We start from the raw sequence: 14604 nt of genomic DNA, 5'->3' as shown, positions 1-14604 counted from the left end.
GCGGAGGGACAATGGATTATGAACGTCTGATCGATGAAGAAACCTGGGCGTTCATAAGACGAACGGCTGAAAGCTATCCCGAAGATGCCGTTGAGTTGTCGATTGACGATCAGCGCCGCGTCTATGACGCGATGTGTCAGGACTTTCGCCAACCCCGGCCGCCGGGCGTAAACACGCAGGACAGGTCCGCCAACGGTGTACCTGTCCGGGTCTATACAGCTGGAGATCCCACCCGCACCGTGGTTTATTTTCACGGCGGCGGATTTGTCGTGGGTGGACTTGAAAGCCACGATGACGTCTGTGCCGAAATCTGCGCGCAAACCGGATACCACGTTGTTGCGGTCGACTATCGGCTTTGCCCCGAACATGTGCACCCGGCGCAGTTTCAGGACAGCTGGACTGCGGTCACCTGGGCCGCGCAGGAGTTCGGCGATCCCATGGTACTGGCTGGCGACAGCGCCGGGGGTAATCTGGCGGCAGCGGTTGCACACTATGCGCGCGGGCGACTGGACGACGTTCTGGGGCAGGTCCTGATTTATCCGGCTCTTGGTGGGGACATCTCAAAGGGGTCCTATGTCGAACATGCGCATGCCCCGCTTTTGACGCAGGAAGAAGTGACGTTCTATGAAAAAGTCCGCTGCGGCGGTTCCGTGCCGGATCATGATCCGACTTTTGCGCCTTTGCACGATTCTGACTTTTCCGGGCTCCCACCAACCGTTGTCGTAACCGCTGATTGCGACCCCTTGCGGGATGACGGGTCAGAATATTGTGAAAGGATCATAGCCGCTGGCGGGCAGGCTTGTTGGATCAACGAACCTGGTCTGGTTCACGGCTATCTGCGCGCCCGAACATCTGTCACACGCGCAGCAGCCAGCTTTGAGCGAATTTCCGTCGCCATCGAGGCGCTGGGGCAGGGCATCTGGTCCTACGACTGATCCCCTGCCTTATTTCAGAAACGCCTTAGCCTTCATCGTGTCGGCGATGGGGGCGCCCAGACGGGAAAGGATTGTCGGGGCAAGCTGTAGCTGGTCGATCACCTGATCGGCTTCAGGCCCCTTTGCGTCCCCAAAGTAATACAACGCCGTTTCCTGTTGCAGCGGGCTGCGTCCACCGTGGTGGCCGCGTTCATCCTGACCGTGATCGGCAGTCACGATGACCTCGTAGCCCAGTTGCCGCCAACGTGGGATGAACGGGGCCAGCATTTCGTCCGCGACGAAACAGGCGTGATCCATCTCTTCGCAATCGTGGTAGAAGCGGTGTCCCATGCTGTCCAGTGTACAGGCGTGAAGCAGCCCGTAATCCAGCCCGTGACGCAGGCAGAGGCTGGTCAGAGTGGCATATAGGTCTACGTCAGACGGCGTCATCTGATTGGCTTTGCCGTAGCCGGTCATGGTGTGGAACCGGCCGTGGTTGATCGTCTTGCTCTCAGGCTCATCATATTCGATGTCGCGGACGTAATCGAACGGGTGCCGATTGAAGAATTGCGACCAATAGCTGTGGGTCACGGCGCCGGTCACGCCACCAGCCTCACGGACCTGGCTGAAGACGTCCTTGTGGCTTACCCGGAACACATTTCCGTTGCCCGTGCAGCCGTGCTCCTGCGGTGTCACTCCGGTATGGATCGACGCATAGCAACTGGCCGATGTGGATGGCAGAACCGCGCGCAGTTTCCAAACCCGTGCCTCACCGTTTTCGACCCAGCCTTCAAGGTTGCCGAACAGTCGCCGGAAATTTCGCCACGGAACACCGTCCAGAATGATGAGGAGTAGTTTGCGGTCCATGTTATTGGCCTTTTGATTGATTATTTCAGGCGACCCTAGGAGATTCGCGGTCAGGGTTCTGCCCGTTCGCGCCCCCAATGGCAAAATCCCGACACCTGTCATTGAACAAGGTGCCGGGATTTAGGTTTTCACCGAAAAGTCACGGAAAGGGCAGGGATCAGTTCCCGGCACTTTCCATCTTGCGGTGGGCGACGACCTCTTCCAGCCAGCCCAGATGCATCTCGGGGACCGAGCTGAGCAGCAGGTCGGTATAGTCGTCGAACGGCGGGCTCAGAACCTCGGATTTCGGACCGTACCGGACCACGCGGCCCTGGTACATTACGGCAATCGAATCCGAGATCGCGCGCACTGTCGCCAGATCGTGGGTGATGAACAGATAGGCCACGTCCTCGATCTTCTGCAGATCCAGCAGCAGCTTAAGGATCCCGTCTGCCACCAGCGGGTCGAGTGCCGAGGTCACCTCGTCACAGATGATCATCTTGGGCTTGGCCGCCAGCGAGCGCGCGATACACACACGCTGTTTCTGACCACCGGACAGTTCCGCCGGGTAGCGGTCGATGAACTTTTCGCCCAGTTCGATCTCATCCAGCAATTCGATGATCCGCTTGCGCTTTTCCGCGCCGCGCATGTTGAAGTAGAACTCCAGCGGGCGGCCGATGATCGTACCAACCGTTTGACGGGGGTTCATCGCCACGTCGGCCATCTGATAGATCATCTGCAACTCGCGCAGGTCCTCGCGGGAACGCCCCTTTAAGTCGGGCGACAGCTTGCGACCGGCAAAGGTGATCTCTCCGTCGCGCGGCGGCAGCAGGCCGGTGATCACCCGTGCAAGCGTCGACTTACCCGAGCCGGATTCTCCCACCACCGCCAAGGTCTGCCCCGGATGAAGCTCGACGTTGACGTTGTGCAGCACGTCGAAATTCAGACCCTTGTAGCGCGCGGTGATGCCGTCGACGCTCAGCACCGCTTCGGGTGTGGGCTTCTTTTCTTCGTGTTCGATGGAGCGGACCGAGACCAGCGCCTTGGTGTATTCCTCTTGCGGGTTGTTGATGATCTGATCGGTATTGCCGTATTCGACAGTGTTGCCCATTCGCAAAACCATGATGTCGTCGCTCACCTGCGCAACAACAGCAAGGTCGTGCGTAATGTAGAGCGCGGCAACGCCGGTATCGGCAATGGCTTCCTTGATGGCCATCAGAACGTCGATCTGTGTGGTAACGTCCAGCGCCGTGGTGGGTTCGTCGAAGACCACCAGATCAGGCTCGGGACACAAAGCCAGGGCTGTCATGCAACGCTGCAACTGACCGCCCGAGACCTGGTGCGGGTAGCGTTCGCCGATATTGTCTGGGTCAGGCAGACCCAGCTTGGCAAACAGCTCCCGTGCGCGGCCTTCGGCCACTTTCCGCGAGAACTTTTTCTGTTCGACTGCGGCCTCGACCACCTGATCCATGATCTTTTTGGCCGGGTTGAACGAGGCAGCGGCGGACTGAGACACGTATGTGACCTCGCCCCCCCGCAACTTGCGTATGTCGCCATGCGACGCTTTCAGAATGTCTCGTCCGTTTACCCAGACCTCGCCACCGGTGATTTTCACACCGCCCCGGCCATAGGCCATCGACGCCAGTCCGATGGTGGATTTACCGGCGCCGGATTCACCGATCAGGCCCAGCACCTTGCCGGGCGCGAGGTCAAAGCTGACCCCGTGCACGATTTCGATGTCATGGGGCTTTTCGCCCGGCGGGTAGACGGTCGCGCCGATTTTGAGGTCGCGGACCTTGAGAAGGGTATCACTCATCCCCGGCCTCCTTTCAGCGATGTTGTACGGTTCAGAATCCAGTCAGCCACAAGGTTGACCGAGATTGCCAGCGTTGCGATGGCCACAGCGGGGTACAGGGCTGCGCCAATGCCATAGACGATGCCATCCTTGTTCTCTTTCACGATGCCGCCCCAGTCCGCCAGCGGCGGCTGGACGCCAAGACCCAGGAACGACAGGGTCGAGATGAACAGAACCATAAAGATGAAACGCAATCCGAACTCGGCCACCAAAGGCGACAAAGCGTTCGGGAGGATTTCCCGAAAGATGATCCAGCCCCGGCCTTCACCGCGCAGTTTAGCGGCTTCGACATAGTCCATGACGTTGATGTCCACGGCGACAGAGCGTGACAGGCGATAGGGTCGCGTTGCGTCCAGCAGGCCCATCACAAGGATCAGGATCGGGACGGTTACCGGAACGATTGCCAGAATGACCAGCGCCAGGATCAGCGTGGGGATAGACATGACCAGATCAACCGTCCGGCTGAGCGCCTGATCGGCCCATCCGCCCAGAACCGCAGCCAACAGGCCCAGAGACGTGCCGGTAATGAAGCTGAGCAGTGTCGCAGCGGCGGCGATGAAGATCGTTGTCCGACCGCCATAGATCATCCGGGTCAGCAGGTCGCGTCCGATATTGTCGGTGCCCAGCAGATGCTCGGCGCTGGCGGGCTCCCAAACGTCGCCGACGACCTCAGCCATTCCGTAAGGCGCAATCAATGGAGCAGCGATGGCCACAAAGAAATACGCGCCGGTGAACATAAGGCCGATCAATGCCGAAAGAGGAATATTCTTTATCATTTCGGATGCCTCAGTCTTGGGTTGGCAAGGATCGACACGATATCCGCAACCATGTTCAGGCCGATATAGACCGCCGCGAACACCACGCCGCAGGCCAGAACAACGGGCACGTCACGCTTGGTCACGGCGTCCACAAGATACTGCCCCATGCCGGGATAGACGAACACAACCTCGACGACGACGACACCCACAACCAGATAGGCGAGGTTCAGCATAACCACGTTAACAATCGGCGAAATCGCGTTGGGAAAAGCGTGTCGGGCAATGACTTGAAACGTACTCAACCCCTTCAGTTCTGCGGTTTCGATATAGGCCGACTGCATCAGGTTCAGAATGGCCGCACGCGTCATGCGCATCATTTGCGCCAATACCACTAGCGTCAGAACGAAGGCCGGCAGCGCAATTGCGTTCAGCTTTTGCCCGAAGGACATGGAATCATTAATCATCGCCAGTGATGAAAACCATCCCAGCTTGACCGAAATATAGTAGATGACAACGTAGCCGATCAGGAACTCCGGGATAGAGACTGTCGTCAGGGTCACCGCGGAAATCAGTTTATCTGGCCAGCGGTTACGGTACCGGACGGCAAGCAGCCCCAGAAAGATCGCAAGCGGGACGGACACGATTGCGGCAACACACGCCAGAAACAGAGTGTTCCCGAGACGTTTTCCAATGCTCTCGGCAATATCGAGCTTGTTGGTGAGTGACTGGCCAAGATCACCCTGAACGATACCTCCCAGCCATTCGAAATAGCGTGTCAGGGCAGGGCGGTTCAGGCCCATCTCCTCACGAAGGTTGGCCAGGGCTTCAGGCGTTGCGGACTGCCCCAGGACGGCTTGCGCGGCGTCTCCGGGAAGGGCTTCGGTAAGGCCGAATATCAGGGCCGAAGCGCCGAACAGCAAAAGGATTCCCAGCGCAAGGCGCTGGGAAACCAGTTTGATGATGGGGTGCATTATCCGTAGCCCGTATCAGACGAACCACATTTTGCGGGACATGTTGCCGTTCATCATCTCCTGAGTCGGGTCAGATTCCCAGCCGTCCAGCTGGTTGCTCACGCCTTCGACAAAGTCGTTGAACATCGGACAGATCAGGCCGCCTTCGTTGCGGACCATTTGACCCATCTGGCTATAGATGCCCTTGCGCTTCTCGGCGTCCAGTTCCGCGCGCGCGGCGAACAGCAGATCGTCGAACGCCTGAACCTTGAACCGCGTGTCGTTCCAGTCGGCGCTGGACAGATATGCGGTCGAGTACATCTGATCCTGAACCGGACGGCCACCCCAGTATGACGCACAGAACGGCTGAACGTTCCAAACCTCGGACCAGTATCCATCGTTGGGTTCACGCTTGATTTCCAGCGGAATACCCGCCTGCGAAGCGGTTTGCTGGAACAGCGCAGCGGCGTCCACAGCACCCGGGAAGGCACCGTCGGCAACACGCAGAACGATAGGCGAGCCGTCATGGCCGGACTTCTTGTAGTGCTCAGCAGCTTTTTCAACACTGAATTCGCGCTGTTCGATGGTCTCGTCAAACAGCGGGTAGGCTGCGTTGATCGGCATGTCATTTCCGATCGAGCCATAGCCGCGCAGCACTTTGTCCACTAGTTCCTCGCGGTTGATGGCGTATTTCAGCGCGGTGCGCAGTTCGTTGTTGTCAAACGGCGCAGTGTCGCAATGCATGATGAAGACATAATGTCCGCGACCAGCAGTCGAGTGCACAGTCAGGTTCGGTGCGCGGCCCAGCAGGTCGGCAACTTTGGGTTCAACACGGTTGACCGCATGGACCTGGCCGGATTGCAGCGCAGCCGTCCGTGCGGTTGCATCGTTGATGACAACGACTTCGACGCTGTCAAAGTTGCCGAAATCGCTGTTCCAGTGGTTTTCATTTTTGGTGAACAGGTGACGGACACCCGGCTCGTCCACTTCCAGCTTGTAAGGGCCGGTACCGATACCCGCCCCAGGGTTGTCCATGCCGCCATCCGGCTGAATGATCAGATGGTAGTCGGCCATCAGATAGGGCAGGTCCGCATTCGGCTCACTCAACGTGACCTGGAAGTTGTCGCCATCGGCCTTCATCGACTCGATGCCCTTCATGATGCCCAGAGCACCCGACTTCGAATCTTCGTTCGAATGACGCTGCATGGTCTTCAGCACGTCTTCGCTGGTCATTGTCTTGCCGTTGTGGAATTCGACACCCTGACGCAGCTTGAAAGTCCAGACCTTGGCATCTGCGCTGCCTTCAACGCTTTCGGCCAGACGCGGTTCGATCGTGCCGTCAGGCGCGACTTCGACCAGCTGGTCTCCGAATTGCTTGCCGTTCTGGAACGGAACCGAACTTGCATAGGTTGCCGGGTCAAGCGAGTTCGTGGATTCGCCGCCCTGCAGGCCGAACTTCAGATCACCGCCCTTTTTCGGGCCTGCCGCACGCGCGGCATCTGCAAACATGGTGCTGGCCATTGCCGCAGTTACACCCAATGCCGCTGCTTTCCCCATGAATTCGCGACGGGTCAGCTTGCCGGCTGTAACCTGTTTGGTCATGTGAGTGAGTTGTTCGTTCATTCAAGAATCTCCCGGTTGGTAGAGTTGCAGGCCCTTTCTGGGCTTTTTATTGACGCACGAGTCAAAGTTCGCGCATTTTAGAGCAGGCGACAAGAACTAAAATTTCAAGAAATGCCGTCCCAGCCTAAAAATGTTGTGTCTCGAAGGCCGCTCATCCAGAGGGAACGCGACCAGATTACTTGTCCTTCAATACTATATCGCGATCCAGTCGTCTCTCATCAGTGAAACTTTCTTCACGAAAGGTTTGATAACTGTCGATGTGCGGGCGCAAAATACGTCAGTTTTTTCTGGTTTTGCGGACCGATCTCTGTCCGAAAAGACCAACATCGTGCGACTTCGGGACAAGATCATTCCCGTTCACGCGCGCACCACGACAAGCAAGTCCATAACGTTCGTTCCGGTTGGGCCGGTGACCAGCAATGCGCCTGCTTTGTCCAGAAAGCTCCCGCTGTCGGCCCGTTGCAATGCCTGCTCTGCGCCCTCGCCCCAGGTTGATCCGTCGATGATCGCACCCGCAGCCAGTGTGGGTCCATCGGTTCCGTCGGTCCCGCCGACCATAAGTGTCAGCCCCTCGGTTCCGGCGATTTCCCGTGCCAGGGCCAGCGCGAGCGCCTGATTCCGCCCCCCGCGGCCAGGGTTTTGCGGTAGTACAACCGTTGGTTCACCACCAAAAATCATGGCGCCCGTCGACATGGACCGCAACCGCGGCCCCAGCGTCCGGGCAATTTCCAGATAATCGTCGTGCAGACACTCCTCGTTGGCCAGCACCGTGTATCCGGTGTCCGCCGCCAATTCCGCTGCTGCGCCCCGTGCATGTGCATTCGACGCTACGATCCGGGCCGTGGCCTTGTAGGCGTGATCATCGGGCAGTGCGCCGATGCCCGAACCGATGACGTTGAGGTCATCACCGGGCACATCGGATATGGCCAGAACGGTCACGCGCGCGCCCGAAAAACCAGTCAACAGACCGCCGCCCTTGATCCGCGACAGCTTGCGCCGTTCGGCGTTCATGGCGGTAATATCCAGCCCCTCGGACAACAGGTTTTTGTTCAACTGTTCCAGATCGGACAGAGTTTTGCCCGGCACCAGATCCTCGGCCAGCGACGAGGCGCCGCCGGATACCAGCAACAGAAGATGTGATCCGTCCGCCATGTTCTCGACGGCTTCACGCAGGGCTTTGCCGCCCGCAAGACTGCGGTGGTCGGGAACAGGGTGCGAGGCCTCGATCACCTCTACATGCGGAGGCAGGTCGCGGCCGTGATCGTCCTTGGTTACGACAAGTGTCGGCAATGCACCAAAATGTTCCAGCGCCGCCCGCGCCATGGCCGCTGCCGGTTTGCCCACGGCAAGGATGCGATCGGGCACCGGGATATCGCTCAACGCCTGCCTAACAGACGTGTACCCATCGACCGCCGAAACGCCGGCCTGCCAGATCCGCTGTGCTTTTTCCGCTTGGGACATCAGTTTTCCACCCAGATTGTGACCGGTCCATCGTTGACCAGTTCGACGGCCATAGTCGCGCCGAATTCTCCTGTTTCGACGGCAACACCCTGAGCCGCCAGTTTGTCTGCAAACGTTTCATAAAGCTGTTTGCCCTGTTCCGGAGGCGCAGCCTCAGAAAATCCTGGTCGGGTGCCGCGCGACGTATCGGCGGCCAGTGTGAACTGACTGACCACGAGGGCCGATCCGCCGATATCCAGCAGCGACCGGTTCATCTTTCCGGCGTCGTCCTGAAAGATACGCATTTTGGCAATCTTCTGCGCCAGCTTGTCCGCCTGCTGTTCGTCGTCACCCCGCATAGCACAGACAAGGATCAGCAGACCGGTGCCGGACTGACCGATCACTGTTCCGCCGACCGATACGGATGCGCGCGTCACGCGTTGCAGAAGGGCCCGCATGTCTTCTCTCCTAGTCCATTCTTTTCAGGAACACCGGCGTCAGCCCCGCCAGTCCACGATTTCATCCACGCCTGCGCGGTTTGTTCGGAAACCGTTTGCAGGGTGGTCCCTGTCCGGGTACCCGAAAGATATCGCACACAGGATCAGGCGATCATCCGGGATCTGAAAAAACCGGTGCAGAAACGGGCTGTAAGCGGCCAGCGCCGCCTGCGGAATAGTGGCCACGCCCAGAGCCTGCGCCGCCAGCGTAAACGCCGTGACAAATCCACCACAATCCATCGCACCGTAAGGGCCTAGCTCGGCCGGGCTGGAAATAATGGCGCAATGGGGCGCACCGAAAAGGGCAAAATTCTCGCTCATTTGCCGCGCCGACGCCGCGCGGTCGCCGCGCTCGATACCGACCGATTCGTACAATGCCCATCCACAGGCACGGCGGCGTTCCTGATAGGTACCTGAATATAAGCTGGGAAAGGGCAGATCCGGGGCAGGGGTGCCGGTCGCGGCTTCATGCATCATGGCCTGCCGGAAGCGCTCGGTTTCCGCGCCGCTGGTGATAACGACCTGCCAGGGCTGTGCATTACACCAACTTGGCACACGGGACGCGCTGGTCAGGATTTTCCGGATATCACCCCGCGGTACCGGATCTGACAAAAAGGCGCGGCAGGAGTGTCGATCCTCCAGCAAGCCGTTCAATGCCGATAGCGTCACCCGATATCTCCTTCGCCCCAACGCCGCGCAGGATGGCTGCGGGTTGGGCGAAGATCAAGGGTCCGGACGACGGATTGTAAGTCTATTGCTGGCCCGTCGCCGCCAGGTAGCCAACCCCGGCCGCGACCAGAAGTCCAAGCACCACCGCGATCGTGATCTTGATGGCCGACCAGGGCCGTTCCCCCTGAACCCGGCCGGTTCGCCCGTTCACTACGAATCGATAGGTCTGACCGCGGTATTTGTAGGCCGCCATCCAGACCGGCAGCAGGATATGTTTGAAGGTAACATCCCGCACATCGGTTTCAACCGCATGCACGCGCTGACGGTCGCCCCCGATGTCAAAGCGTACATCCCGTTCTATGACGCGTGCCATATGCGCCCGTGCCTCGGCATACCCGTCCTTCAACTCGACAGTGTAGGCTTCGGCCCGAAAGCCTGCCAGGTACTCGGGCTGATAAGGCTCCAGCGCCGGCAGGTCCCAGGGCTCCAGTGCGTCGGTGTAACGTTTCGGCAATGAGCGAGAGGCGAGCACAAGAACATCATCGAAAAACCGCGCCACGCGGCCCGATTTGGGAGACCAGCGCACCTTTGCGACCTGTTGCTGAACCCGCTTCCCATCGCGCATGACCGTTATGGTTTCATAATAGATCACACCCCGCTCACCGCGATATCGGGATTTGGTATCGGCATCGAACGTCCAGTAGGGCACGTAGATACCCTGCATCTTCCGCCCCTTGCGGGCGTATTTTTTCAGGCCATTCGGGGCGAACCACAGCCGGCCGAGCCAATCACCCATGGCCTTGTGGGCCGAACGTTCATCCAGCGCAAACGGCAATACCCCTTTGGGTTTGATGTGACGGTTCACGCCCGAATCCGTGACTACTGGCGTGGCGCAGAACGGGCATTCCGCCGCGTGCGTGGCGGGGTCGAATTCGACCTGTGCGGCACAGTTCGGGCAGGACAGAACTCGGGTTTCCTCAATCTCGCTGTCTGGCAGGCGATCTGCAATTGCCGCGTCAAAATCCAGCTCACGCAGGCTTGCGCCGCCCCACGGACCCGCACCAATCGACACCGAGTGCCCACAGTGATCGCAGGTCAACGTGCCGTCGCCGGGGTTGAACCGGTAATCAGCGCCACACTGATTGCATGGAAAGCGGTGTTCGTCTGTTTGTGTAACAGTGAGTTGCTCAGGATCGGTCATTGCCATTTCACCAGGGTTTACTGTCTCTTACAGGCGCGTGTTCAGTTGCTTTCCAAATGGTCTTAGAAATCAGATGCCGGAACGACCTGCGTTTGGTAGCTGCGTCTGGTGCCATTGCCGAACTCGACCTGCACCACAATTGTGCCTTCAGGATTGCCGAAAAGGTCAAGGCACGCGCCTGACCAATGATCAGCCGCAGCCAGACATATCCGGTTGCCTGACATCTCCGACACATAGGTCGACGTGCGAAGATCGGATAGCGCCCCAAATGACCGGTATTCAGCCCGGCCATTCTGGAATATCCGGAAACCGTCGCCTTTGGCATCGAACAAATCGGCGGCAGCCCCCGGATGAGCCTTGAAAAAACTCTGCCGCGCGGCGTCCACCATGAGCGGAGGAAGAGAGGGCGTGGCCGGTTCGCGGCCCGGTCCCGCACATCCGCTCAGCAAAGCGACGGCGATGAAGACTGGCGCAACACACCTGCCCATCGGGTTACGCACCCGGCGGCGGCGGCGGGAGAATGGTGAAAAGTTGCGCCAGTTCCTGCACATCACCGGCCTTTTTCCAGCCGTCCTGTCCGGCCGTCCAGACATGCGTGTCGCGGGTGATTTCGCCATCCGTGGCCATGCGGCCCATTTTGGCTTTGGAAAACGGTCCACTGACCTGTCCGTCCACCGCGATGTGCCAGACATGTTCCACGGGCGGCGGGGGCGGCGGTGCCACACGCGCCGTCGGTTGCGGAGCAGCGGGGGCGGACGCGCCCCAGGGGCCGCTCGGCTGACCCGCTGCCATGTTCGACATCTGCTGCGCCATCGCCATGCCGATTCCCATACCAAGACCTGCGCCCATACCGCCACCCTGACCGGGGTTGCTGGCCGCGGCGGTCATTGCCTCTGCCGCAGAATAATGGGTGAACTTGCCGAGATCTCCCGCCAGCCCCATCGATGTCCGCTTGTCCAGCGCAGCCTCGACCGCCGGAGGCAGCGAGATGTTTTCGATATAGAACTCGGGCATTTCCAGCCCGTAGCCATCCAGCACCGGCGACACCTCTGCTGCGATCAGCTTGCCCAGATCGGCGGTATTGGCCGCCATGTCTAGAACCGGAATGCCCGACCCGGCGATCACCCGGCTGAATTCCTGCACGATGATGTTGCGGATCTGAAAACTGATCTCGTCCATGGTGAATTCGCCATCAGTGCCGACGATTTCGACCAGGAATTTAGCGGGGTCCTTCACGCGGATCGTGTAGGTTCCATAGGCCCTGATCCGGGTCGGGCCAAATTCGGGATCGCGTAACATGATCGGGTTCTTGGTGCCCCATTTCAGGTCATTGAACCGGGTCGTGTTGACAAAATAGATCTCGGATTTGAACGGAGACTGAAAGCCATGGTCCCAATGCTGTAGCGTCGTCAGGATCGGCATGTTGTTGGTCTCAAGCATGTAAAGGCCCGGCGTGAACACATCCGCCAGTTGCCCCTCGTGGACAAAAACCGCTGCCTGACCTTCGCGCACCGTCAGCTTGGCGCCATACTTGATCTCGTGTCCTTCGCGCTCGAACCGCCAGACCATCGTATCCCGGGTGTCATCCACCCAATGAATGACGTCAATGAATTCGCCGGTCAGAAAATCGAAAATTCCCATCTGGGTTCTCCTGTCCTTGAGGTCAGAGCGACTGACCCATCAACTCACGTGAAATGATACGCACCACGGGCCTAGCATCTTCAACAGACACGCCAGGCTGCAGACGCGGATCGTATAGAATAGTCAGCAATTTCTCGTCATGGCTGGTCAGAAGCGCAAATTCGTCATCGTCGTTGAAAATCGACGGTCGCGCTGTGGGGCTGTCGTTGGACAGACCCAGGCCTTGGGCGATTTCCTCGTGAATGCAACTGCGCCGCACCAGATCAGGCAATTCGGACCGGATAAGCGTGACAGCACGTACGTATTTGTACGGTGATGTTCTTGTGGCCGAGGCCAGCACGAAACAGTCGAAGCTCGCGCGGGGATTGGCGATCAGATCCAGCGAGGCCTGACTGATATTCGGTATCAGCTGTTTCACGCGGGCGACGACGTATGCGCTGTCGTCCTTGCCGGCAAAGAAGACGTGAAAATTGGCCTTGCGACTGACGACCGACACAGGGTGCCCCGTCAGTTTCGCCAGACGTTCGGTGTAGCCTTGGACAAGTTCCGAATCCCGCTTGCGTGTTTCGGGCAGAACCGACGGCCCGAACTCGGTCTGGATGCGCACCGGCCCCGACCAGCGACTGAGCTGCCCATCGGTCTGTCCTGAACCAATCGCCACGGCGTGATCAGGGTATTCACTGTAAAACGCGATGGCTTCGAAATTGCGAGTCAGATCGTCGGCATCATAGGGAGTATCCGGGCCGCCACCGTCCACACGAAGCAATCCGCGTGTCAGCAGATCGCGCTCGACCCGCTGATAGAAACGGGCCAGATCCTGACTGGCCGCAGACGGGGGAACATAGGCATTGGGCTGCGGCGCCGGTTCGGCCGGGCGAGCCTCGGGAACAAGTGAGGTCGTCAGCGATTCGTCGCAATTGGCCAGAGCCAACAGCGAAACAAGTCCCAGCAGGACCTTGAGACATTTCAACGGACGCACGCCCCGACCCGCCTCAGCCCGATACAGCGGTTCCGGCATTGTCGCCGATGCCATCCTTTCGGGCCTTGGCCGCCGCCAGAGTGTCACGCAGTTCAGCCTCCATCTTTTTCAGCTCTTCTTCGGCGGCAGCGCGTTTGGCTTTGCCCTCATCGGCGATGGCAAGGCTTTCGTTGATCGTGCCGATCAGGTCTGCATTGGCCTTTTTGACGGCCTCAATGTCAAAGACACCGCGTTCCATTTCCTCGCGGATCATCTTGTTGGACTGGCGCAGATTGGCCGCGTTCGAGGTCAGCAATTCGTTGGTCAGGTCGTTGGCTTCGCGCACGGCCGAGGCAGCCTCGGCGCTGCGCTGGATCGTGACGGCCTGCGCAAGCTGCGTCTCCCACAGCGGGACTGTGTTGACCAAGGTCGAGTTGATCTTGGTCACCAGCGACTTGTCATTTTCCTGAACCAGACGGATCGACGGCAGCGACTGCATTGTCACCTGCCGGGTCAGCTTCAGGTCGTGAACGCGGCGTTCCAGATCATCGCGCGCGGCGCGCAGATCGCGCAGCTCCTGCGCTTCCATTACCTGTTCGCCCTCAGCGGCGGCCTGAACCTCGGCCTCTTTTTCCGGGATGTCGTGGCTGTCCAGTTCGGTCAGCTTTTCCTCGCCCGCCGCGATGTAAAGCGCCAGTTCGTCATAAAAGCCCAGCGTCTTTTCGTATAGCAAATCCAGCGACTTGATGTCCTTGAGCAGGGTGTGTTCATGCCCCAGAAGATCGTCGGTGATCTTGTCGATCTGGCCTTGCACATCTTCGAACTGCGCTGTGAATTTGGCAAAGGGCGCGGCCTTACCCAGCAATTTCTCCCACCAGCTACGTTCGCGGCGTACGTCCAGCTCATTGACCGAGAACCCGCGGATCGTGGTCACGATATCGCGCAGGCTGTCGCCAGCGGGGCCAACATCCTTGTTGCGTACGTCCGCAAGCATGGCTTGGCTGATCTCCTGCAACTCGGCCTGTGCCGACGAACCAAAGGACACGATCGAATTGGTATTGCCCATGTCGATCTCTTCCATCCGTTTGCGAATTTCCGCGCCGACAGGTTCATCGGCCTCTTCCAGCGGGACAATATCGGCCTTGGGTTCGGGCAGGGCCACGGCAGTCACTTCCTGAACAATCGTTTCAGCTTCAACGGCCTTTTTCTTGATCTCATCGGACATGGGGATATTCCTCGCTCAAATAATGGC

14 protein-coding genes are annotated in these 14604 nt (G+C 59.1%); 1 reads left to right on the top strand and 13 read right to left on the bottom strand.

What is annotated here, in order from left to right:
- Positions 1-11 precede the first annotated feature (11 nt).
- Entirely contained in the window at positions 12-935 is a 924-nt protein-coding gene (locus ACR0J8_RS01495; protein WP_480525609.1) for an alpha/beta hydrolase, read from the top strand.
- A gap of 9 nt (positions 936-944) precedes the next feature.
- On the opposite strand, the gene ACR0J8_RS01490 is transcribed toward ACR0J8_RS01495, so the two are convergent.
- The 13 genes from ACR0J8_RS01490 to ACR0J8_RS01430 all read right to left on the bottom strand — a co-directional run bounded on the left by ACR0J8_RS01490 (position 945) and on the right by ACR0J8_RS01430 (position 14577).
- The gene (locus ACR0J8_RS01490; RefSeq protein WP_480525611.1) at positions 945-1781 is read right to left on the bottom strand and encodes an alkaline phosphatase family protein; all 837 of its coding nucleotides are present in this window, start codon (positions 1779-1781) and stop codon (positions 945-947) included.
- A gap of 157 nt (positions 1782-1938) precedes the next feature.
- Positions 1939-3576 carry an ABC transporter ATP-binding protein gene (locus tag ACR0J8_RS01485; protein ID WP_170682045.1) on the bottom strand — a complete coding sequence of 546 codons (1638 nt, stop codon included), beginning with the start codon at positions 3574-3576 and terminating at the stop codon, positions 1939-1941.
- Positions 3573-4388 carry an ABC transporter permease gene (locus tag ACR0J8_RS01480; protein ID WP_170610901.1) on the bottom strand — a complete coding sequence of 272 codons (816 nt, stop codon included), beginning with the start codon at positions 4386-4388 and terminating at the stop codon, positions 3573-3575. Before ACR0J8_RS01480 ends, ACR0J8_RS01485 begins: the two co-directional genes overlap by 4 nt.
- The gene (locus ACR0J8_RS01475; protein WP_170609824.1) at positions 4388-5344 is read right to left on the bottom strand and encodes an ABC transporter permease; all 957 of its coding nucleotides are present in this window, start codon (positions 5342-5344) and stop codon (positions 4388-4390) included. The genes ACR0J8_RS01480 and ACR0J8_RS01475 overlap by 1 nt, the downstream gene beginning before the upstream one ends.
- Positions 5345-5359: 15 nt before the next feature.
- Positions 5360-6946 (bottom strand): ABC transporter substrate-binding protein, encoded by a 1587-nt coding sequence (locus ACR0J8_RS01470; protein ID WP_170609826.1) that lies wholly within the window; start codon positions 6944-6946, stop codon positions 5360-5362.
- Between the two features lie 357 nt (positions 6947-7303).
- Positions 7304-8407, bottom strand: a complete 1104-nt coding sequence (locus tag ACR0J8_RS01465) for a glycerate kinase type-2 family protein (RefSeq protein WP_480888756.1) — start codon at positions 8405-8407, stop codon at positions 7304-7306.
- Positions 8407-8844, bottom strand: coding sequence for a D-aminoacyl-tRNA deacylase (gene dtd, locus ACR0J8_RS01460; RefSeq protein ID WP_170682042.1), 438 nt, complete (start codon positions 8842-8844; stop codon positions 8407-8409). The genes ACR0J8_RS01465 and dtd overlap by 1 nt, the downstream gene beginning before the upstream one ends.
- A gap of 39 nt (positions 8845-8883) precedes the next feature.
- Positions 8884-9552: a nitroreductase gene (locus tag ACR0J8_RS01455; protein ID WP_480525616.1), complete on the bottom strand. Its 669-nt coding sequence runs from the start codon at positions 9550-9552 to the stop codon at positions 8884-8886.
- A gap of 82 nt (positions 9553-9634) precedes the next feature.
- The gene (locus ACR0J8_RS01450; protein WP_480525618.1) at positions 9635-10759 is read right to left on the bottom strand and encodes a TFIIB-type zinc finger domain-containing protein; all 1125 of its coding nucleotides are present in this window, start codon (positions 10757-10759) and stop codon (positions 9635-9637) included.
- 56 nt (positions 10760-10815) lie between these two features.
- Positions 10816-11241: a hypothetical protein gene (locus tag ACR0J8_RS01445; protein WP_480525620.1), complete on the bottom strand. Its 426-nt coding sequence runs from the start codon at positions 11239-11241 to the stop codon at positions 10816-10818.
- Positions 11242-11245: 4 nt separating this feature from the next.
- Complete coding sequence (locus tag ACR0J8_RS01440) at positions 11246-12394, bottom strand: SPFH domain-containing protein (protein ID WP_480525622.1); 1149 nt, start codon at positions 12392-12394, stop codon at positions 11246-11248.
- A gap of 22 nt (positions 12395-12416) precedes the next feature.
- Positions 12417-13412, bottom strand: coding sequence for a DUF2927 domain-containing protein (locus ACR0J8_RS01435; RefSeq protein WP_480525623.1), 996 nt, complete (start codon positions 13410-13412; stop codon positions 12417-12419).
- Positions 13387-14577, bottom strand: coding sequence for a toxic anion resistance protein (locus tag ACR0J8_RS01430; protein WP_480525625.1), 1191 nt, complete (start codon positions 14575-14577; stop codon positions 13387-13389). Before ACR0J8_RS01430 ends, ACR0J8_RS01435 begins: the two co-directional genes overlap by 26 nt.
- Between the last annotated feature and the right edge of the window lie 27 nt (positions 14578-14604).

The sequence above is a fragment of the Ruegeria sp. N11 genome, from assembly GCF_056531525.1.
This window is presented reverse-complemented; position numbering and strand designations above follow the sequence as displayed.

Bases quoted from the DNA above. Each gene is read 5' to 3' on its own strand.
- ACR0J8_RS01490 (WP_480525611.1), bottom strand. From the start codon at position 1,781: ATGGACCGCAAACTACTCCTCATCATTCTGGACGGTGTTCCGTGGCGA.
- ACR0J8_RS01470 (WP_170609826.1), bottom strand. From the start codon at position 6,946: ATGAACGAACAACTCACTCACATGACCAAACAGGTTACAGCCGGCAAG.
- ACR0J8_RS01465 (WP_480888756.1), bottom strand. From the start codon at position 8,407: ATGTCCCAAGCGGAAAAAGCACAGCGGATCTGGCAGGCCGGCGTTTCG.
- ACR0J8_RS01495 (WP_480525609.1), top strand. From the start codon at position 12: ATGGATTATGAACGTCTGATCGATGAAGAAACCTGGGCGTTCATAAGA.
- ACR0J8_RS01435 (WP_480525623.1), bottom strand. From the start codon at position 13,412: ATGCCGGAACCGCTGTATCGGGCTGAGGCGGGTCGGGGCGTGCGTCCG.
- ACR0J8_RS01430 (WP_480525625.1), bottom strand. From the start codon at position 14,577: ATGTCCGATGAGATCAAGAAAAAGGCCGTTGAAGCTGAAACGATTGTT.
- ACR0J8_RS01475 (WP_170609824.1), bottom strand. From the start codon at position 5,344: ATGCACCCCATCATCAAACTGGTTTCCCAGCGCCTTGCGCTGGGAATC.
- ACR0J8_RS01445 (WP_480525620.1), bottom strand. From the start codon at position 11,241: ATGGGCAGGTGTGTTGCGCCAGTCTTCATCGCCGTCGCTTTGCTGAGC.
- ACR0J8_RS01440 (WP_480525622.1), bottom strand. From the start codon at position 12,394: ATGGGAATTTTCGATTTTCTGACCGGCGAATTCATTGACGTCATTCAT.
- ACR0J8_RS01485 (WP_170682045.1), bottom strand. From the start codon at position 3,576: ATGAGTGATACCCTTCTCAAGGTCCGCGACCTCAAAATCGGCGCGACC.
- dtd (WP_170682042.1), bottom strand. From the start codon at position 8,844: ATGCGGGCCCTTCTGCAACGCGTGACGCGCGCATCCGTATCGGTCGGC.
- ACR0J8_RS01450 (WP_480525618.1), bottom strand. From the start codon at position 10,759: ATGGCAATGACCGATCCTGAGCAACTCACTGTTACACAAACAGACGAA.